This is a genomic window from Streptomyces sp. GS7, assembly GCF_009834125.1.
Lineage (GTDB): Bacteria > Actinomycetota > Actinomycetes > Streptomycetales > Streptomycetaceae > Streptomyces.
Genome location: NZ_CP047146.1, coordinates 2,712,322 through 2,731,076, shown reverse-complemented (window position 1 = coordinate 2,731,076; position 18,755 = coordinate 2,712,322). Strand labels below are relative to the sequence as shown.

Genomic DNA, 18,755 nt, shown 5'->3' with positions numbered 1-18,755 from the left:
GGAGCACATCATGAGCACCCTGCAGAGCGTCCCGGCCCTCGGGACGCACCCGGCCGACGGTTCCACCCCGAGCCGCGCCGAAACCCGGGAGCAGCTGTCCAAGGCGACCTACGACCTCCTGGTGATCGGCGGCGGCATCCTGGGCATCTCCACCGCCTGGCATGCCGCGCAGGCCGGGCTGCGGGTGGCCTTGGTGGACGCCGGCGACTTCGCCGGCGCCACCTCCTCCGCTTCCTCCAAGCTGCTGCACGGCGGGCTGCGCTACCTGCAGACCGGTGCGGTCAAGCTGGTCGCGGAGAACCACTTCGAGCGGCGTGCGGTCTCCCGCCAGGTCGCCCCGCACCTCGCCAACCCCCTCACCTTCTACCTGCCCGTCTACAAGGGCGGCCCGCACGGCGCGGCCAAGCTCGGCGCCGGTGTCTTCGCCTACTCCGCGCTGTCCGCGTTCGGCGACGGCGTCGGCCACGTCATAAGCCCGGCCAAGGCCCAGCGCGACGTGCCGGAGCTGCGCACCGACAACCTCAAGGCCGTGGCCGTGTACGGCGACGACCAGATGAACGACTCCCGGATGGCCCTGATGACCGTCCGCGCGGCCGTCGCGGCCGGCGCCACGGTCCTCAACCACGCCGAGGTCACCGGCCTCCGCTTCACCCAGGGCCGGGTCACCGGCGCCGAGCTCAAGGACCGCATGGACGGCCGGGAGTTCGGCGTCAACGCGCGCCTGGTGCTCAACGCGACCGGCCCGTGGGTCGACCACCTGCGCACGATGGAGGACCCGAACGCGGCCCCCTCCATCCGCCTCTCCAAGGGCGCCCACCTGGTCCTCAAGCGGACCGCCCCCTGGAAGGCCGCGCTGGCCACCCCGATCGACAAGTACCGCATCACCTTCGCCCTCCCCTGGGAGGACATGCTGCTCCTCGGCACCACGGACGAGGAGTACGAGGGCGACCCCGCGGACCTCACGGTCACCGAGAAGGACACCGCCCAGATCCTGGACGAGGCCGCCTTCTCCATCCGCGACCAGCAGCTGTCCCGCGACCTGATCACCTACTCCTTCGCGGGCCTGCGGGTGCTGCCCGGCGGCCCCGGCGACACCTCCAAGGCCAAGCGCGAGACGGTGGTCACCGAGGGCAGCGGCGGCATGCTGTCGGTCGCCGGCGGCAAGTGGACGACGTTCCGGCACATCGGCCGCACCGTCATGAACAAGCTCGCCGCGCTGCCCGGCCACCCGCTGGCCGACGACATGGAGCCGATCTCGCAGCTGCCGAAGAAGCTCCCGCTGCCCGGTATCGCCAACCCCAACGCCGTCGCCCACCGGCTGCTCGTCGACGGCGGCACCCCCGGACCGCGGATGGCTCCCGAGACCGCGCGGCACCTCGCCACCCACTACGGCTCGCTGTCCTTCGACATCGCCCGGCTGGCGAACGACGACCCGGCGCTGGCCGAGCGGATCCACCCGGACGCGCCGGAGATCTGGGCGCAGGTCGCCTACGCGCGCGACCACGAGTGGGCCGAGACGGTCGACGACGTGCTGCGCCGCCGCACCACGCTGACCATCCGCGGGCTGGACACGGAGGACGTGCGGGCCCGGGTCAAGGAGATGCTGGCGGACTGACGCCAATAGCTGACGGCGCGTCAGAGCGCCGCGGGTGAACGACGATGGGGCGGTCCTGGGGCCGCCCCATCGCCGTGTCCGGGTGCGCCGGGTACGTACCGGGCGGACACCGCGTACGGCGGCGCCCGGTCATCCCCGTAGCCACGCCACGCCGCTGACACGCCGCGGCAATCTCCGGCGCGCACAGTGAGAGGGACCCCGACGGGCGGCACCCGACGCCGGAAGGACCCCATGAAATTCTCCGTGCTCTCCCTCATCGGCCACGCACCGCACCCGCTGACCGGCCGCCTCCCCTCCCCCGCGGACCGGTTCGCGGAGGTCGTCGCGACCGGCGCGGAGGCCGAGCGGCTCGGCTTCGACGCCTACGCCGTCGGCGAGCGGCACGCCGGTCCGTTCCTGTCGTCGAGCCCGTCGGTGGTGCTGGGGGCGCTGGCCGCCCGGACCTCCCGGATCCGGCTGCTGACCGGGGTGACGGTGGTGGCGATCCTCGATCCGGTACGCGTCGCCGAGGACTACGCGACGCTCACCCAGCTCGCCCGCGGCCGGATCGAGCTGGTCGTCGGCAAGGGCGCGGAGGCCGGCCACTTCGGCCTCTTCGGGCTCGACGAGGCGCGTCAGTGGGACCTCCAGGCCGAGAAGTACGCGCTGCTGCGCCGCCTGTGGAGCGAGGAAGGCGTGGACTGGGAGGGCGAGTTCCGGCCGCCGCTGAAGAACGTGACGACGGTGCCGCGCCCCTACGGCGGGCCGCCGCGCGTCTGGCACGGCTCCGCCACCAGCCGCAACTCCCCCGAACTGGCCGCCCAGCACGGCGATCCGCTGTTCACCGCGAACGCGATCCAGCCGCGCGCCGCCTACGCCGAACTCGTCGCGTACTACCGGGAGCGGTTCGCCGCGTACGGCCACGACCCGGCGCGGGCGCGGGTCGCCGCGGGCTCCGGCGGGCTGCTGATCGCGGACAGCGAACGGCAGGCCGTGGCGCGCTACAAGGACCTCTACGAGGCCAGGGTCGCCCAGACCTTCCAGCCGCACCTGGCGGGCCGGGCCGGCTACAACACCCCCTTCCGCACCATCGAGGACGCCATCGCCGACGGCCCCCAGCTGATCGGCTCCCCGCAGCAGATCATCGACAAGATCCTGGGCTACCACGAGGCGTACGGGCACGATCTCCAGTCGATCACCGTCGACGGCTTCGGCCTGGAGCACGCCGAACAGCTGGAGACCCTCCAGCGGTTCGCCGAGGAGATCGCGCCCGTGGTGCGCAGGGAGGCGCCCAGCACGCTGTGGGAGGGGGAGGAGGCGGGGCCGTAGCGACTCGGAGCCTGTCCGGAGGGGGGCCGGCGGGTCATAATGGGCCCAGACATCGGATGTCTGTGCCGGCCGGTGCGGAGGTCCGGGCGGGTCCGAGCGGGAGGGCGGCCATGGCGGTCACCGACGAGGCCATCGAGAAGATCAAGGGAATGATCGTCTCCGGGGCGCTGCGGCCGGGCGACCGGCTGCCGAAGGAGAGCGAGCTGGCAGCCGAACTCGGGCTGTCCCGCAACTCCCTCCGGGAGGCGGTGCGGGCACTCTCGCTCATCCGGATCCTGGATGTCCGCCAGGGCGACGGCACCTACGTCACCAGCCTGGACCCGCAACTCCTCCTGGAGGCCATGAGCTTCGTGGTGGACTTCCACCGCGACGACACAGTCCTGGAGTTCCTGGCCGTCCGCCGGATCCTGGAGCCGGCCGCCACCGGCATGGCCGCCGGCCGCATCCGGCCGGCCGAACTGGACGCGCTGGAGGCGAAGTTGGACGCGCTCGGGCCACAGCCCGCGGTGGAGGACCTGGTCGCCGGCGACCTGGAGTTCCACCGGACGATCGTGGCCGCGTCCGGCAACTCCGTGCTCTGCTCGCTGCTGGACGGCCTGTCCGGGCCGACCACCCGCGCCAGGATCTGGCGCGGGCTGACCCAGAAGGACGCGGTGGCCCGCACCCTCACCGAGCACCGGGCGATCCTCGGCGCGCTCCGCGACGGGGACGCGGAGGCGGCGCGGGCCTGGGCGACGGTGCACATCGCGAGCGTGGAGCAGTGGTTGCGGGCCTCGCTGTGACCGCCACGGTGCGCTGACGGCCGCGCCGCCGCCCGCGGGCCCGGCGCTCAGACCGCGAAGCCGCCGTCGACCGCGATCGCCGCCCCCGTGATGTACCGGCCGCCGTCGCCCGCCAGATGGGCCACGGTGGCCGCCACGTCCGCGGGCCGCCCGTAGGAGCCCAGGGAGGTCAGCCCGGCCTGCAGCTCCGCGCCGGCGCCGTCGGCCGGGTTCATGTCGGTGTCGACGGGGCCCGGGTGGACGAGGTTGACGGTGATGCCGCGCGGGCCCAGCTCCCGGGCGAGCGTCTTGGTGAGGCCGATGAGCGCGGTTTTGCTGGTGGCGTAGAGGGAGCCGCCGGGGAAGGCGGCCCGCTCGGCCATGCAGCTGCCGATGGAGATGATCCTGCCCCCCTCGGGCAGATGTCCGGCCGCGGCCTGCGCGGCGAGGAACGGCGCCCGGACGTTGGTGTGCAGCACCCGGTCGACATCGGCGAGACAGATCCCCTCGAAGGGCCCGAGTACGCCGACCCCGGCGTTGTTGACCAGGATGTCCAGCCGCCCGAACCGCGCCACGGTCCCCGCGACCGAGGCCCACACCGCCTCCGGGTCGGCGCCGTCGGCCCGCACCGCCCAGCCCGTGCCGCCCGCCTGCTCGATCCGCCCGACGACCTGCCCGGCCCGGTCCTCGCGGCTGTGGTACGTCAACGCCACCGCCGCACCGTCGGCCGCCAGCCGTTCGGCGATCGCAGCGCCGATGCCGCGGCTGCCGCCGGTCACCAGGGCCACCTTGCCGGCGAGGGGGCGGGCGCCGGGGGCCGTAGTCGGAGTCGTCGGAGTCGTGTGGGTCATCTTCGTTGCCTTTGCGTCGAGTTCGTCGGGTGCGTCGAGGACGGCCGCCGGAGGACGCCGGTGTGCGCTGCCTCCGCGGCGTGACTCGATCCTCCGGCGCGGCGCCGTCCCGGGCCGGCGGAATCCGGACGCGGCGTCCGGACGCCGCGTCCGCGCCCCGGCGGGTCCCGTTACGTCCCGATCCCGTACACCCGCCCCGCCGTCCCCCCGAACACCGCGGCCCGCTCCCCCGCGGTGAGGTGGCAGGTGGCGGACTCGGCGAGCGCGACGACGTCCTCGTAGTCGGCGGCCAGGGTGCACACCGGCCAGTCGGAGCCGAACATCACGCGGTCGGGCCCGAAGGCGTCCAGGACGTGCCGGGCGTAGGGCAGGATCTGCTGGGGCCGCCAGGCGGCCCAGTCGGCCTCGGTGACCAGGCCGGAGAGCTTGCAGCTGACGTTCGGGAGCCGGCCGAGGGCGGCGGCCGCGTCCGCCCAGGGCTGCCAGTCGCCGCGCGCGACGGCGGGTTTCCCGGCGTGGTCCAGGACGAAGGCCAGCTCCGGCAGGTCCGCCACGGCGCGGTGCGCGGCGGGCAGTTCGCGCGGGGTGACCAGCAGGTCGTAGACCAGTCCGGCGGCGGCCAGGGTGCCCAGGCCGCGCCGGACGTCGGGGCGGTCGAGCCAGTCGGGGTCCGGTTCGTCCTGTACCTGGTGGCGGATGCCGACGAGGCCGGCGGGCGGCTTCGCCAGCGCGTCCGCGAGGCCGGCGTCGGTGAGGTCCGCCCAGCCGACCACCCCGCGGACCGGGCCCTCCCCGGCGGCGACGGCCAGCAGTTCGGCGGTCTCCTCGTACGAGGAGGAGGACTGGACCAGGACCGTGCCGTCGACGCCGTGCGCGGTCAGGTGCGGGGCGAGGTCGGACAGCGCGTGGCGGCGGCGGATCGGGTCGGCCCACGGCCCGTCCATCCAGGGCTGCTCGCGCCGGGTCGGATCCCAGAGGTGGTGGTGGGCGTCGATACGCATCGGGGCGTACTCCCAGGTCGGCGGGTGGTCCGGCGGGCGGCTCAGCCGGCCGGCGGCAGCGGCAGGTCCGGGTCGAGCAGGCCGCGGGCGACGAGCGTATGCCACAGTTCGTCCGGAACGGGGTGGCGGAAGAGGGCGGCGTTCTCGGCGACCTCACCGGGGGTGGCGGCGCCGACGACGGCCGCCGCGACCGCGGGGTGGCCGAACGGGAAGCGGAGCGCGGCGGCTTTGAGGGGGACGCCGAACTCGGCGCAGACGTCGGCCAGTCGGCGGGCGCGGGCGAGGAGGTGGGCGGGGGCCGGGGCGTAGTCGTAGGGCGCGCCGGGCGAAGGGTCGGCCAGCAGGCCGGAGTTGTAGACGCCGCCGACGACCACCGAGGTGCCGCGCCGGGCGCACACCGGCAGCAGGTCGTCGAGCGCGGTGCGCTCCAGCAGCGTCCAGCGGCCGGCGCAGAGCACCACGTCGACGTCCAGGTCGGCCACGAGGCGGGCCAGGACGCCGCTGTGGTTCATGCCGAAGCCGATGGCGCGGACCACCCGCTGCGCGCGCAGCTCGGCGAGGGCCGGGAAGCCGGTCTCGTACACCTCGCGGAGCTGGTGCTCGACGTCGTGCAGATAGACGATGTCGACCGCGTCCACGCCGAGCCGCTCCAGGGACGCCTCCAGGGTGGCCCGGATACCGGCGCGGGAGCAGTCGCGTACCCGGGCGCGGGCGGGGGTGTCCACGAAGCCCTCGCCGTCCGGCTCCTCCCCCGGCGCCAGCGGGCGCAGCCGGCGGCCGACCTTGGTGGCGAGGGTGTAGGAACCGCGGTCGTGGCCGCGCAGCGCGCGGCCGAGGCGCTCCTCGGACAGGCCGAGGCCGTAGTGCGGGGCGGTGTCGAAGAAGCGGGCGCCGGCGGCGAGGGCGGCGCGGACGACGTCCCGGGACCGCTCCTCGGGAACGGCGCGGTAGAGGTTGCCGAGCGGTGCGCAGCCCAGGCCGAGGCGCGGGACGGTGACACCGGTCCGGCCCAACTCGGCGGTTCCGTACGGGTGGTGAGGCATGGCGCCGGGGCTCCTCAGTCCTGCTGCTCGCCGCCGGTGAAGCGGGAGACGACCAGCGCGACGATGATGATCAGGCCGTTGAGGAACTGCGTCCACAGGGGCGGCACCCCGCCCAACGTCATGACGTTGATGACCAGTTGGAGGGTGAGGACGCCGGTGAGCGCGCCGAAGAGGGTGCCCCGGCCGCCCTTGAGGCCGATGCCGCCGATCACCGCGGCGGCGAAGACCTGGAAGATCCAGCCGTTGCCCTGGGAGGCGGAGACCGCGCCGTAGTGGCCGGTGTAGAGGATGCCCGCGAACGCCGCGAGGACGCTCCCGGTGGTCAGCACGATCCAGGTGATCCGGTCGGTGCGGATGCCGGCCGCCCGCGCCGCCTCCGGGTTGCCGCCGATCGCGTAGAGCGCCCGGCCGTGCCGGAAGTAGCCCAGCGCCGCGCCGCCGAGCGCGAAGAGGGCGAGGCAGATCCAGACCGCGGCCGGGACGCCCAGCCAGTCGGCCCGGCCCAGGTACGCGAACGAGTCCGGGACGTCGACCAGCGACTGGCCTCCGGAGATGCCCACTTGGAGGCCGCGCAGCATGGTGAGCATGCCGAGGGTGGCGATGAAGCCGTTGACCCGCAGTTTGAGGATGAGCAGGCCGTTGGTGGCGCCGACCGCGGCGCCCGCGGCCAGGCAGAGCGGGATCGCCGTCCAGGTGGGCAGCAGCTCCAGTCCGGCGAACCGGGAGCCGTGGGCGGGCATCACGAGCCACAGGGCGAGGACGGGGGCCAGCCCGATGGTCGACTCCAGCGACAGGTCCATCCGCCCGCTGATCAGGATCAGCGCCTCGCCGAGGACCAGCAGGCCCAGTTCCGTGGACTGCTGGATGACGCCGACGAGGTTGTCCCGGGTCAGGAAGGCGGGCGAGACGACGAAGCCGATGACGCCCAGCACGAAGATCACCGGTACGAGGGAGAGGTCCCGGCGGCGGGCGAGGCCGGGGCGGGGGCGCGGGCCGGCGGGGGCCGGCCGGGCCGTCTCGGTGGCGGGCGGCGATGCGGTGCCGGTCATGGCGCTGTCCCTTCCGTGGCCTGTGTCCCTCATCCGTTGTCTGCGCTGTCTGCCGTGCCGTCGGTGTCCGCCGAAGTGCCGGACGGTCCCCGCGCCGACGCGCCGCCCTCCCCGGCCGGGGGGCCGTCGGCCGCCATGCCCTCCATGGCCGCCACCAGTTCGTGATCGCGCCAGCCGGGGCCGAACGCGGCGGTGACCCGGCCGTGGAAGACCGCCAGCACCCGGTCGCAGACCCGGAGGTCGTCCAGTTCGTCGGAGACGATCAGCGCCCCGCTGCCGGCGTCCGCGACCTGCCGTACGACGCCCAGCAGCGCGTCCCTGGACCTGACGTCCACGCCGTTGGTCGGCCGGACGGCGACCAGTACGGCGGGATCGCGGGCCAGTGCGCGGGCGATGACGACCTTCTGCTGGTTGCCGCCGGAGAGCCCGGAGACCGGCTGGCCGGGCCCGGTGGTCTTGATGTCCAGCGACGCGATCATCCGCCGGGCGAACTCCCGGGTCCGGGACGGCAGTACGGTCCCCAGCGGGCCCAGCCGGCCGGTGACGGTCAGGGTGGCGTTCTCGGCGACGCTGCGGCCGGGGACGAGCCCTTCGCGGTGCCGGTCCTCGGGGACGTAGCCGATGCCGGCGTCGAGGGCGTGCGGCACGCTGCCGTTGCGGACCGGCCGCCCGCGGACCGCGATCCGGCCGGCGTCCGGGGCCCGCAGCCCGGCCAGCGCCTCGCCGATCGCGGTGCTCCCGCTGGCCGCGGCACCGGCCAGGCCCACCACCTCCCCGGCCCGTACGGTCAGATCGAGCGGCCCGAACCGCCCGGCGAGCGCCAGCCCTTCGGCCCGCAGCACCGGCTCGCCGGCCGGGCCCGCGGCGGTCCGCACCGTCCGCGGCGCCCCCGCCTCCTCCCCCGTCATCGCCGCCACCAGCGCGTCCTCGGGCAGCCCGGCGACGGGGGCGGTCAGCACACGGCGGGCGTCCCGGAGGACCGTAACGGTGTCACAGAGTTCGTAGACCTCCTGGAGGTGGTGCGAGATGAAGAGGAACGCCGCCCCCTGGGCGCGCAGTTCCCGCAACTTGCCGAAGAGCCGGGCGATCCCGGCCGCGTCCAGCCGCGCGGTGGGCTCGTCCAGGACGATCAGCCGGGCGCCGCACGAGAGCGCCCGCGCGATCTCCACGAACTGCCGCTGCTCGACGCCCAGTTCCCTGATCCGGGCGCCGGGGTCGACGTCCACCCCGTACTCGGCGAGCAGTGCGCGGGCCCGCTCCCGCAGCGCCCGCCAGCGGATGGCCCGCCCGCCGGCCTCCTGGAAGCGGTTGAGGTAGAGGTTCTCCGCGACCGTCAGCTCCGGCACGGTCATCGACTTCTGGTAGACGCAGGCGACCCGGCGCCGCCAGGCCGCGGTGTCGCCCCAGCCTGGCGCGGGCTCCCCGCCGAAGGCGACCCGCCCGGCGTCCGGCCGCTCCATGCCGGTCAGCACGGACACCAGTGTCGACTTGCCGGCGCCGTTGCGGCCCACGAGGGCGTGCGCCTCGCCGGGCCGTACGGTCAGCCGGGCGCCGTCGAGGGCGACGGTCGGGCCGTAGCGCTTGACGATGCCCTCCGCGTGGACAACGGGCTGCTCCACTGTCGTCCCGCCCCCTACTTCGCCGTGCCGAGCTGGTTGGCCCACAGACCCGGGTCGCCGACGGTGGCCTTGGTGACCAGCGGCGCGGGCAGTTGGTCCTCCAGGCCGTTGCCGATCTTCACGATCGTCGAGTGGTGGTCGGTCGGCCCGGGGGCGAAGGTCTTCCCGGCCAGCGCCGCCCTGGCGTAGTACAGCGCGTACTTGGCGTAGAGGTCGGCGGGCTGGGAGAGGGTGGCGTCGATCGTGCCGGCCCGGATGGCGGCCAGCTCGTCCGGGATGCCGTCGTTGGAGATGATGGTGATGTGGCCGGCGGACCCGGCGGGCCTCAGCAGCTTCTGCTGCTGCAGCAGGGCGAGCGTCGGCTGGAGGAAGGCGCCGCCGGCCTGCAGGTAGATCCCGTCGAGGTCCCGGTGCTGGGCCAGCAGGCTCTGGAGCTTGGCGGAGGCGACCTCGCCCTTCCAGTCCGTGGCCAGCTCGTGCACGGTGATGCCCGGGAACCTCCGCTTCATGCAGGAAGCGAACGCCTCCGAGCGGTCCCGCCCGTTGATCGAGCTGAGGTCCCCCTGGAGTTCGGCGACCCGGCCCCTGCCGCCCAGCTTATTGCCGAGGTACTCGCAGGACCGCTCGCCATAGGCGCGGTTGTCGGCGCGCACGACCATGTAGACCTTGCCCTCGTCCGGGCGGGTGTCCACGCTCACCACCGGGATCTTCTTCCCGGCCAGCCGCCGGAGTTCGGCGGCGACGGCGCCGGTGTCCTGCGGCGCCATCACGATCGCCTTCGCGCCCTGGTCGGTCAGCGCCTGCACGTCGGCGACGAGCTTGCCGATGTCGTTCTGCGAGTTGGACAGCGGCAGCGCGGCCGGACCGCCGTGGTCCAGGTCATGCTTGAGGTACTGCTGGTAGGAGTTCCAGAAGTCGGTGTCCGTACGGGGCACGTCGATGCCGATCCGGCCGCCCGCGGTGTCGCTGCCCCGGTTGCAGCCGGTCAGCGCGCAGAGGGCGAGCACCGCGGCACCGGCCGCCGCTCCGGTCGTCCGTGTACGCAGTCTCATGGGTGGTCCCAACGTCGGGTGTCTGGTCCGGTGTGCGGCCCCCGGCCGGTGTGCGGCCGCGGCGTGGGTGGGCGTCAACGGGCCATGCGCAGCCGCAGCCCCTGCATCCCCCCGTCCACGGCCAGCGCCGTCCCGGTGACGGCGGAGGCGCCCGGCGAGGCCAGGTACACGAGGGCGGCGGCGACCTCCTCCGCCGTGACCAGCCGGCCCATCGGCTGCCGGGCGCTGAGCGCGGCCCGCTCGGCGACCGGGTCCTCGGCCCGGTCGAGCAGCCGGGCGACCCAGGGCGTGTCCGCGGTGCCCGGGTTGACGCAGTTGACCCGGATGCCCTCCCGGACGTGGTCCGCGGCCATCGCCAGGGTCAGCGCGAGCACCGCTCCCTTGCTCGCGCTGTAGAGCGCCCGCTGCGGCAGCCCGGCGGTGGCGGCGATGGAGCAGGTGTGGGTGATGGAGGCGCGGCCCGGCCGTTCCGCGGCCGTGCGGCGCAGATGCGGCAGCGCGGCGCGGGCGGTGCGCACCAGTCCCAGCACGTTGACGTCCAGCACCCGCCCCCACTCCGCGTCGTCGTTGTCCTCGACGGTGCCGACCGCCCCGATGCCCGCGTTGCCGACGAGCGTGTGCAGCGCGCCCAGCTCCGCCACCGCCTCCGCCACCGCGGCCCGTACGGCCGCGCCGGAGGTCACGTCGGCCACCACCCGGACCGCCCCGTCGGGCGCGCCGGACGGATCGCGGTCCAGTACGGCGACGCGGGCCCCGCGCGCCATCAGCAGGGCGGCGGCCGCCGCCCCGATCCCCGATCCGCCGCCCGTGACCAGGGCGCCCATCCCCGCGAAGTCGCCCGTGCCGGCGGTCTCGTTCATACGGACACCTCCTGCTCGCGCCGCGGCCGGCGGGCCCGCCAGACGGGCCCGTCCGGGAAGCGGTACGCGGCGACCGACGCGGGCCGCATGCGGACGGAGAACCCGGGCGCGGCGGGCGCCCGGTAGCGGCCGTTCTCGACGACCGCGGGATCGGTGAAGTGGTCGTGCAGATGGTCGACGTACTCGATGACCCGGTCCTCCCAACTCCCGCACACCGCCACGTAGTCGAACATGGCGAGGTGCTGCACCAGCTCGCACAGCCCCACCCCGCCCGCGTGCGGGCACACCGGCACTCCGTACTTGGCGGCGAGCAGCAGGATCGCCAGGTTCTCGTTGACCCCGGCCACCCGGGCCGCGTCGATCTGCACGAAGTCCACGGCGCCGGCCTGCAACAGCTGCTTGAACACCACCCGGTTGGCGACATGCTCACCGGTGGCCACCTTCACGGGCTGCCCGGAGCGCACCGCGGCGTGCCCCAGCACGTCGTCCGGACTGGTCGGCTCCTCGATCCAGTACGGGGTGTACGGCGCCAGCGCGGTCATCCAGCGGACCGCCTCGGCCACGTCCCAGCGCTGGTTGGCGTCGACCGCGATCCGGACGCCGGGCCCGACGGCGTCCCGGGCCAGCCGCAGCCGCCGCTTGTCGTCGTCGAGGTCGGCGCCGACCTTCAGCTTGATCTGGCCGAAGCCGTCGGCCACCGCCGCCTTCGCCAGCCGGACCAGCGTGCCGTCGTCGTAGCCCAGCCAGCCGGGCGAGGTGGTGTACGCGGGATAGCCCCGGGCCCGCAGCCGGTCGGCGCGCTCGGCGCGGCCGGGTTCGGCGGCGCGCAGGACGGCCAGCGCCTCGTCGGGCGTCAGCGCGTCGGAGAGATAGCGGAAGTCGACCTGCGCGACCAGCTCTTCGGGGGTCAGCGCGGCCAGGAACTCCCAGACCGGGCGGCCCGCGCGGCGGGCGGCCAGGTCCCAGGCCGCGTTGACCACCGCGCCCGCCGCCATGTGCATCACGCCCTTCTCCGGGCCGAGCCAGCGCAGCTGGGAGTCCCGGGTGAGGTCGCGGTGCAGCGCGGCGAGCCGGTCGGCGGTGGCGGGCACCGGGCGGCCGACGACGAACGGGGCGAGGGAGCGGATGGCGGCGGCCATGACCTCGTTGCCGCGCCCGATCGTGAAGCACGAGCCGTACCCCCGCGGCCCGCCGGAGGTGCGCAGGACGACATAGGCGGCGGAGTAGTCGGGGTCCGGGTGCATGGCGTCCGACCCGTCGAGCTGCTCCGAGGTGGGGAAGCGGACGTCGTGGACCTCCAGTCCGGTGACGGTGTCGGTGACGGCCATGGGCACGCTCCCTGGGATGTCGCGCGGATGTCGGAAGAACATCGGACCTTTCCCGGTCCTCCGATGTATAGACCTCGCCTCTCGGCCCCGTCCAGACCCCGTACGGAAGTTGACCGGACAACTCCCTGCACCACCCGAAACAGATCGGATGTATCTGCACTTCTTCCTGCACAGGGGCTGCGGAACGCCACCGCGGAAGCCGTAGTCTTGGGAACGCACGCACAGGAACTGCAGCCGGCGGCCGTCCCCCACGGCCGGACCGGCCGGAAGGAGGCGCTGGGTGATCGAGCTGGAGGGGGTGCCCGAGCTGATCGACCCGGTCATGGTGGCTGCGTTCGAAGGCTGGAACGACGCCGGCGACGCCGCCTCCGCCGCGGTCGCCCATCTCGACCGCGAGTGGAAGGGCGAGGTCTTCGCCGCGCTCGACGCCGAGGACTACTACGACTTCCAGGTCAACCGCCCCACGGTCTTCCTGGAGAACGGCGTCCGCAAGATCACCTGGCCCACGACCCGGCTCTCCGTCGTCCGGGTCGGCGACGCCGACGGCAAGGGCCGCACCCGCGACCTCGTCCTGGTCCGGGGTATCGAGCCGAGCATGCGCTGGCGCTCGTTCTGCAACGAACTCCTCGGCTTCGCCCATGAGTTGGGCGTCGAGATGGTGGTGGTCCTGGGTTCCCTGCTCGGCGACACCCCGCACACCCGCCCGGTCCCGGTCAGCGGCGTCACCTCCGACGCGGACCTGGCCCGGCGGCTGGACCTGGAGGAGTCGCGCTACGAAGGCCCGACCGGCATCGTCGGCATCCTCCAGGAGGCGTGCACGCACGCGGGCATCCCGGCGGTCAGCCTCTGGGCGGCGGTGCCGCACTACGTCTCCCAGCCGCCCAACCCCAAGGCCAGCCTCGCCCTCCTCAACCGCCTGGAGGACCTGCTCGACGTACGGATCCCGCTGGGCGAGCTGACCGAGGACGCCCGCGCCTGGCAGCTGGGCGTGGACCAACTCGCCGCGGAGGACAGCGAGGTGGCCGAGTACGTCCAGTCGCTGGAGGAGGCCCGGGACACCGCGGAACTGCCCGAGGCGTCCGGCGAGGCCATCGCCCGCGAGTTCGAGCGCTATCTCCGCCGCCGCGACCCGCAGGCCGGCCCGGGCGTGGCGACCGAGGGCGGGCTCACCGACGGCCGCGACGGCTCCTACCTCCGCGACAACGCCAGCGGCCGCACCCGCTACCCGCGTTCCGCGCCCAAGGAGCCGCGCGAACCCCGGCCGTCGGACGCCCCGGAGGGACCGGAGGCCGGCGGGAAGCCCGACGACGGCCCGGACGACACCGGCACCGAGCACTGAGCCGGTAGCCGGACACACGGAACCGGACGCACGGAAAGGGGGTGCCCCCGCCACTCGGCGGGGGCACCCCTGACGTATGGGGACCTGACGTATCGGAACCCTGGCGTACGGGACTCAGCGAGCCGCGGTCAGCGGCCGGCCGTCACAGCGCCACACCCAGCAGCGCGTCCACCGCCCGGGAGACGAGGCCGGGCGCGCCCTCGTCCGTACCGCCGCCGTCCTGCTGCACGGCGGCCCAGCGGTCGACCGCCGCGAGGGCGGCCGGTGCGTCCAGGTCGTCGGCCAGCGCCTCCCGGATCTCCTCCAGGAGCGCCTCGGCGGGCGGGCCGTCCGGGCGGGAGACGGCGGCCCGCCAGCGGGCCAGCCGTGCCACGGCCTCCTCCAGCACCGCGTCGGTCCACTCCCAGTCGCTGCGGTAGTGGTGCGCGAGCAGCGCCAGGCGGATCGCCGCCGGGTCGGTGCCCTCGCGCCGCACCCGGGAGACGAAGACCAGATTGCCCTTGGACTTGGACATCTTCTCGCCGTTCAGGGCGACCATCCCGGCGTGCACATACGCCTTGGCGAACGGGTACTCGCCGGTGAGCGCCTGGGCGTGCGAGGCGCCCATCTCGTGGTGCGGGAAGGCGAGGTCGGAGCCGCCGCCCTGGACGTCGAAGCCCATGCCGAGGTGCTCCAGCGCGATGGCGACGCACTCGATGTGCCAGCCGGGCCGGCCGCGGCCCAGCGAGGCGCCGTCCCAGCTCGGCTCGCCGTCCCGGGCGGCCATCCACAGCATCGGGTCGAGCGGGTTCTTCTTGCCCTCGCGCTCCGGGTCGCCGCCGCGCTCGGCGGACAGCAGCCGCATCGCCGCGGCGTCGAGGCCGGAGACCTCGCCGAAGTGCGCGTCGGAGGCGACCGAGAAGTAGACGTCGCCGTCCAGTTCGTAGGCGGCGCCGGCGTCGCGCAGCCGCTCCACCAGCGGGACGATGCCGGGTATCGCCTCCACGGCGCCTATGTAGTGCCGCGGCGGCAGCATCCGCAGCGCCGTCATGTCCTCGCGGAAGAGCGCCGTCTCGCGCTCGGCGAGCGCGGTCCAGTCGTCTCCGGTCGCGACCGCCCGCGCCAGCAGCGGATCGTCGACGTCGGTGACGTTCTGCACGTAGTGCACCTGGCGCTTCGTGTCGAGCCACACGCGCTGAACCAGGTCGAACGCGTTGTAGGTCGCCGCGTGCCCCATGTGGGTGGCGTCGTACGGCGTGATGCCGCAGACGTAGATACGGGCGACGGGACCGGGGGCGAGGGTCACCCGTCCGCCGGTCGCGGTGTCGTGGATCCTCAGGTCGCGGCCCTGACCGGGCAGGGCGGGGACCTCAGAAGCGGGCCATGCATGCATGCCTTGAGCGTAACCGGACGCACGTTCCGCATACGAACCGGACCGGGTCTCTGGCCGGAAAGGCGGTCTTGCGTTCCGCGGCCGGACGTGCAAGGGACAGGCGGGTGTTGCCGCCCGCGGGCCCGGATGCCCGGCGTCCGCCGCTCAGACCGGCGGCCAGGGGATCGCGGGCCACTCCCCGCTCGGTTCCGGGTGCCGTCCGCTGCGCAGCAGCCCGTCGATCCGGGCCCGCAGCGCGGCGATCTCGTCGTCCGTGATCAGTTCGGCCAGTCGGGCGGTGAGCGGCCCGGAGTCCGCCAGCGACTCTTTCAGGCCGCGCAGCACGGCCAGCGCCTCCTCGGTCAGCGGCTCCCCGGCCCAGCCCCACAGCAGCGTGCGCAGTTTGTCCGCCGAGTTGAACGTCACACCGTGATCGATGGCGAAGAACTCGCCGCCGGCGCCGGGCAGCAGATGCCCGCCCTTGCGGTCACCGTTGTTGATGACCGCGTCCAGCACCGCCAGCCGGCGCAGCCGCGGGTGGTCGGCGTGCACCAGCAGCGCGGTGCGGCCCTCGCCGATCTCCGCGCGGCCGACCGCCTTCCAGCCCGGCGCCGGCTCCTCGTCGGCGACCAGCGCGAGCAGCTCGGGCACCTCGTCCGCGTCGCCGGGCGGCGCTATCCACTCCTGCACCATCCCGGTCCCGAACGGGCCGTCCCGCAGCACCGTCGTCGGGATGAGGTCCCAGCCGCACGCCCGGGAGATCTCGTACGCGGCGACCTCGCGCTGGGCGAGGGTGCCGTCCGGGAAGTCCCACAGCGGGCGCTCGCCGGCGACCGGCTTGTACACGCAGGCGGCGCTGCGGCCGTCGCGCTCGACCGTGCAGTACAGGACGGCGTTGGACGCCTCCTGGATCCGGCCGCGCACGGTCAGCTCGCCCTCCGCCAGAAAGGCGCCCGGCAGGCTTCCGGTGCGCTCCGCCGCGGGCGCCGCCGGGTCCTGCGGGTCGGCGGGACCGGGCAGCGGGCCGGCCGGTTCGGCGGTGTGCTCCATGGCGCTCAGGCGTCCCGTCGGTATCCGTTCTGGCGCGGGCATACGTGTCCCTCCGGGTCGAGCGGCAGGCTGCACAGCGGGCACGGCGGGCGGCCGGCGTTGACGACCTCCAGCGCGCGCTTGGCGAACGCCCTGGCCATGGAACCGGTGAGCCGCACCCGGAGCATCGGCGGGCCGTTCTCGTCGTCCTGGAGCAGCCGCTCCTCGGCGTCGGCCAGGTCCTCGTCGCTGTCGGCGTCCAGCTCGACCAGCGCCTGCGCCTCGACGATCATGCGCTGGTCCTCGCCGTCCCAGGCCAGCGCCATGGTGCCGACCCGGAACTCCTCCTCGACCGGGGTCTCCAGCGGGGCGGTGTCGGCCATCTCGGCGGGCGAGACGGCGGGCACCGGGGCATTGCCGCCGCTGCGCCGCACCACCTCGTCCAGCAGCTCGTCGATCCGCTCCGCGAGGGCCGCCACCTGGGTCTTCTCCAGAGCGACGCTGGTGGTGCGGCCGGCCGCGGTGGCCTGGAGGAAGAAGCTACGGCGGCCAGGCAGCCCGACCGTTCCGGCCACGAACCGGTCCGGCGCGTCGTAGAAGAACACCTGACGGGACAACGTCCTGCTCCGATTCTCGACTGCGGGTCAGTGCGGTCGCTGCGGTCGCTGTGTCCCGGAAGGGGTACTGCGCGGATCACAGGGGCGTCGCGGGCAGCGCCGTCGCACCACCCTACTGCGCCGGTGGATCACGCTGCTCCCGCACCGCCACCGACGGCCCCGTCCCGCTCGCTCGCGGCGCCGCCGCCGGCGTCGGCCGCGTCGTTGTCGCGCGGCGCCAGCGAACCGAAGTCCCCGGTGTCGCCGAGCCGTACGAGATAGGGGCGCAGCCGGGTGTAGCGGATCGCGGTGACCGAGCACGGCTCGACGGAGATCCGCTGGAAGAGGTCGAGATGCATGCCGAGGGCGTCGGCGACCAGGGATTTGATGATGTCACCGTGCGAGCACATGAGGTAGACCGCCTCGGCGCCGTGCGTCTCCTCGACCCGCGCGTTCCAGTCCCGTACCGCCGCCACCGCGCGGGCCTGCATCTCCCGCATCGACTCGCCGCCGGGGAAGGCGGCCGCGGACGGGTGCTGCTGGACGATCTCCATGAGGGGCTCGTCGCCCAGTTCGGCCAGCTTGCGCCCCGACCAGTCGCCGTAGTCGCACTCGTTGATCCGGTCGTCGGTCTCCAGGCGCAGCCCGGGGCGGGCGTCGAGCAGCGGGCCCAGCGTCTCCCGGCAGCGCTGGAGCGGGCTGGAGACGGCGACGGCCAGCGGGATCCGGGCCAGCCGGGCGGGCAGCGCGGCAGCCTGGGCGGCGCCCCGCTCGTCGAGGGCGACGCCGGGCGTCCGGCCGGCGAGCACGCCGGAGGTGTTGGCGGTGGAGCGGCCGTGCCGCACCAGGATCAGCGTGGGCATGGCCGCCAGCCTACGTTCCGTACCGGCTTCCGTGGCAGGCGGCCGGGTGCCGGGTGAGAATGCCAGATGTGATCGTGGACTGCGCCATCTACCGGGAGGGCCGCCGCCATGAGTGCGCGGCCGACTTCTCCCACGCTCTGGACGAGGCGCGGGCCGACGGCCACTCCTTCCTGTGGCTGGGCATACACGAGCCGACGCAGGACGAGTTCGACCGCGTCCGCAGCCAGTTCGGGCTGCACCCGCTGGCCGTGGAGGACGCGCTCAAGGCACACCAGCGGCCCAAGCTGGAGGTCTACGACGACTCGGTGTTCGTGGTGCTGAAGCCGATCACCTACGACGTCACGGCCGACACCGTGACCTCTTCGGAGCTGATGGTCTTCGTCGGCGACGCGTTCGTGGTGACCGTCCGGCACGGTACGGCCAGTCCGCTGACGGCGGTGCGGCAGCGGCTGGAGCACCACCCGGAGATCCTCCGGCACGGCCCCGGTGCGGTGCTGTACGCGGTCAGCGACGCGGTCGTCGACCACTACATCGAGGTCGCCGGCGAACTCCAGGTGGATCTGGAGGAGTTGGAGGCGGAGGTGTTCGCCCCGATCCGCCGGAGCAGCCAGAACACCCGGAACACCGCCGCCGAGATCTACGCGTTCAAGCGCGAGGTCCTCGAATTCCGCCGCGCCACCGTCCCGTTGACCGATCCGATGCACCGCCTCCAGAGCCCGGGTGTGCCCTTCGTGCACGACCATGCCCGCCCCTTCTTCCGGGACGTGGGCGACCATCTCGCCCGCGCCAACGAGTCGGTGGAGGGCCTGGACCGGCTGCTGTCCGACATCCTCGCCGCCCACCTGGCGCAGATGGGCGTCCGGCAGAACGACGACATGCGCAAGATCTCGGCCTGGGCCGCGCTGGCGGCCGTCCCCACCCTGATCGCCGGGATCTACGGCATGAACTTCTCCGACATGCCGGAGCTGAGGTGGCACCTGGGCTATCCGGCGATCCTGGTGGTGATGGCCCTCATCGAGGTGTCGCTGTTCCGGCTGTTCAAACGGCGCGGCTGGCTGTGAGGGGCACGCGGGCGGCCGGCCCGAGCGGG

17 protein-coding genes are annotated in these 18,755 nt (G+C 74.0%); 5 read left to right on the top strand and 12 right to left on the bottom strand.

The window, feature by feature from the left end; translation table 11 throughout:
- The first annotated feature begins 10 nt into the window (after positions 1–10).
- The 3 genes from GR130_RS11765 (at position 11) to GR130_RS11755 (ending at position 3,705) form a co-directional block, all read left to right on the top strand.
- Positions 11–1,615, top strand: a complete 1,605-nt coding sequence (locus GR130_RS11765; RefSeq protein ID WP_159504675.1) for a glycerol-3-phosphate dehydrogenase/oxidase — start codon at positions 11–13, stop codon at positions 1,613–1,615.
- Between the two features lie 231 nt (positions 1,616–1,846).
- Entirely contained in the window at positions 1,847–2,923 is a 1,077-nt protein-coding gene (locus tag GR130_RS11760) for an LLM class flavin-dependent oxidoreductase (RefSeq protein WP_159504674.1), read from the top strand.
- Positions 2,924–3,033: 110 nt separating this feature from the next.
- Positions 3,034–3,705 (top strand): FadR/GntR family transcriptional regulator, encoded by a 672-nt coding sequence (locus GR130_RS11755; RefSeq protein ID WP_159504673.1) that lies wholly within the window; start codon positions 3,034–3,036, stop codon positions 3,703–3,705.
- Positions 3,706–3,752: 47 nt separating this feature from the next.
- On the opposite strand, the gene GR130_RS11750 is transcribed toward GR130_RS11755, so the two are convergent.
- From GR130_RS11750 to GR130_RS11715, 8 genes are all read right to left on the bottom strand, one after another.
- Positions 3,753–4,535: an SDR family NAD(P)-dependent oxidoreductase gene (locus GR130_RS11750; protein WP_159504672.1), complete on the bottom strand. Its 783-nt coding sequence runs from the start codon at positions 4,533–4,535 to the stop codon at positions 3,753–3,755.
- Between the two features lie 170 nt (positions 4,536–4,705).
- Positions 4,706–5,536: an amidohydrolase family protein gene (locus GR130_RS11745; RefSeq protein ID WP_159504671.1), complete on the bottom strand. Its 831-nt coding sequence runs from the start codon at positions 5,534–5,536 to the stop codon at positions 4,706–4,708.
- 41 nt (positions 5,537–5,577) lie between these two features.
- A complete protein-coding gene (locus GR130_RS11740; RefSeq protein ID WP_159504670.1) occupies positions 5,578–6,579 on the bottom strand; it encodes an aldo/keto reductase in 1,002 nt (333 codons plus the stop codon).
- Between the two features lie 14 nt (positions 6,580–6,593).
- A complete protein-coding gene (locus GR130_RS11735) occupies positions 6,594–7,628 on the bottom strand; it encodes an ABC transporter permease (RefSeq protein WP_159504669.1) in 1,035 nt (344 codons plus the stop codon).
- 29 nt (positions 7,629–7,657) lie between these two features.
- On the bottom strand, positions 7,658–9,247 hold the full coding sequence (locus GR130_RS11730) for a sugar ABC transporter ATP-binding protein (RefSeq protein ID WP_159504668.1): 1,590 nt from the start codon (positions 9,245–9,247) through the stop codon (positions 7,658–7,660).
- 14 nt (positions 9,248–9,261) lie between these two features.
- Entirely contained in the window at positions 9,262–10,299 is a 1,038-nt protein-coding gene (locus GR130_RS11725; protein WP_159504667.1) for a sugar ABC transporter substrate-binding protein, read from the bottom strand.
- A 74-nt stretch (positions 10,300–10,373) separates the two neighbouring features.
- Positions 10,374–11,159: an SDR family NAD(P)-dependent oxidoreductase gene (locus GR130_RS11720; protein WP_159504666.1), complete on the bottom strand. Its 786-nt coding sequence runs from the start codon at positions 11,157–11,159 to the stop codon at positions 10,374–10,376.
- Complete coding sequence (locus GR130_RS11715; protein WP_159504665.1) at positions 11,156–12,487, bottom strand: enolase C-terminal domain-like protein; 1,332 nt, start codon at positions 12,485–12,487, stop codon at positions 11,156–11,158. The genes GR130_RS11720 and GR130_RS11715 overlap by 4 nt, the downstream gene beginning before the upstream one ends.
- Positions 12,488–12,767: 280 nt before the next feature.
- Between GR130_RS11715 and GR130_RS11710 the strand changes: the two genes are divergently transcribed.
- Positions 12,768–13,826 (top strand): PAC2 family protein, encoded by a 1,059-nt coding sequence (locus tag GR130_RS11710; RefSeq protein WP_159504664.1) that lies wholly within the window; start codon positions 12,768–12,770, stop codon positions 13,824–13,826.
- A gap of 142 nt (positions 13,827–13,968) precedes the next feature.
- On the opposite strand, the gene mshC is transcribed toward GR130_RS11710, so the two are convergent.
- The 4 genes from mshC to GR130_RS11690 form a co-directional block, all read right to left on the bottom strand.
- A complete protein-coding gene (gene mshC / locus GR130_RS11705; protein ID WP_159504663.1) occupies positions 13,969–15,198 on the bottom strand; it encodes a cysteine--1-D-myo-inosityl 2-amino-2-deoxy-alpha-D-glucopyranoside ligase in 1,230 nt (409 codons plus the stop codon).
- Between the two features lie 144 nt (positions 15,199–15,342).
- On the bottom strand, positions 15,343–16,269 hold the full coding sequence (locus tag GR130_RS11700) for an SCO1664 family protein (RefSeq protein WP_201304862.1): 927 nt from the start codon (positions 16,267–16,269) through the stop codon (positions 15,343–15,345).
- Positions 16,233–16,823: a DUF3090 domain-containing protein gene (locus GR130_RS11695; RefSeq protein WP_159504662.1), complete on the bottom strand. Its 591-nt coding sequence runs from the start codon at positions 16,821–16,823 to the stop codon at positions 16,233–16,235. Before GR130_RS11695 ends, GR130_RS11700 begins: the two co-directional genes overlap by 37 nt.
- A gap of 128 nt (positions 16,824–16,951) precedes the next feature.
- Positions 16,952–17,665, bottom strand: coding sequence for a histidine phosphatase family protein (locus tag GR130_RS11690; protein ID WP_159504661.1), 714 nt, complete (start codon positions 17,663–17,665; stop codon positions 16,952–16,954).
- Between the two features lie 59 nt (positions 17,666–17,724).
- Here GR130_RS11690 and corA point away from each other — a divergent pair, with 59 nt between their 5' ends.
- On the top strand, positions 17,725–18,726 hold the full coding sequence (gene corA, locus GR130_RS11685) for a magnesium/cobalt transporter CorA (protein WP_159504660.1): 1,002 nt from the start codon (positions 17,725–17,727) through the stop codon (positions 18,724–18,726).
- Positions 18,727–18,755 lie beyond the last annotated feature (29 nt).

Coding starts and splice junctions, on each gene's coding strand:
- GR130_RS11700 (WP_201304862.1), bottom strand. CDS start 16,269: ATGCCCGCGCCAGAACGGATACCGACGGGACGCCTGAGCGCCATGGAG.
- GR130_RS11745 (WP_159504671.1), bottom strand. CDS start 5,536: ATGCGTATCGACGCCCACCACCACCTCTGGGATCCGACCCGGCGCGAG.
- GR130_RS11715 (WP_159504665.1), bottom strand. CDS start 12,487: ATGGCCGTCACCGACACCGTCACCGGACTGGAGGTCCACGACGTCCGC.
- GR130_RS11740 (WP_159504670.1), bottom strand. CDS start 6,579: ATGCCTCACCACCCGTACGGAACCGCCGAGTTGGGCCGGACCGGTGTC.
- GR130_RS11755 (WP_159504673.1), top strand. CDS start 3,034: ATGGCGGTCACCGACGAGGCCATCGAGAAGATCAAGGGAATGATCGTC.
- corA (WP_159504660.1), top strand. CDS start 17,725: ATGCCAGATGTGATCGTGGACTGCGCCATCTACCGGGAGGGCCGCCGC.
- GR130_RS11725 (WP_159504667.1), bottom strand. CDS start 10,299: ATGAGACTGCGTACACGGACGACCGGAGCGGCGGCCGGTGCCGCGGTG.
- GR130_RS11765 (WP_159504675.1), top strand. CDS start 11: ATGAGCACCCTGCAGAGCGTCCCGGCCCTCGGGACGCACCCGGCCGAC.
- GR130_RS11750 (WP_159504672.1), bottom strand. CDS start 4,535: ATGACCCACACGACTCCGACGACTCCGACTACGGCCCCCGGCGCCCGC.
- GR130_RS11690 (WP_159504661.1), bottom strand. CDS start 17,665: ATGCCCACGCTGATCCTGGTGCGGCACGGCCGCTCCACCGCCAACACC.
- GR130_RS11735 (WP_159504669.1), bottom strand. CDS start 7,628: ATGACCGGCACCGCATCGCCGCCCGCCACCGAGACGGCCCGGCCGGCC.
- GR130_RS11720 (WP_159504666.1), bottom strand. CDS start 11,159: ATGAACGAGACCGCCGGCACGGGCGACTTCGCGGGGATGGGCGCCCTG.
- GR130_RS11760 (WP_159504674.1), top strand. CDS start 1,847: ATGAAATTCTCCGTGCTCTCCCTCATCGGCCACGCACCGCACCCGCTG.
- mshC (WP_159504663.1), bottom strand. CDS start 15,198: ATGCATGCATGGCCCGCTTCTGAGGTCCCCGCCCTGCCCGGTCAGGGC.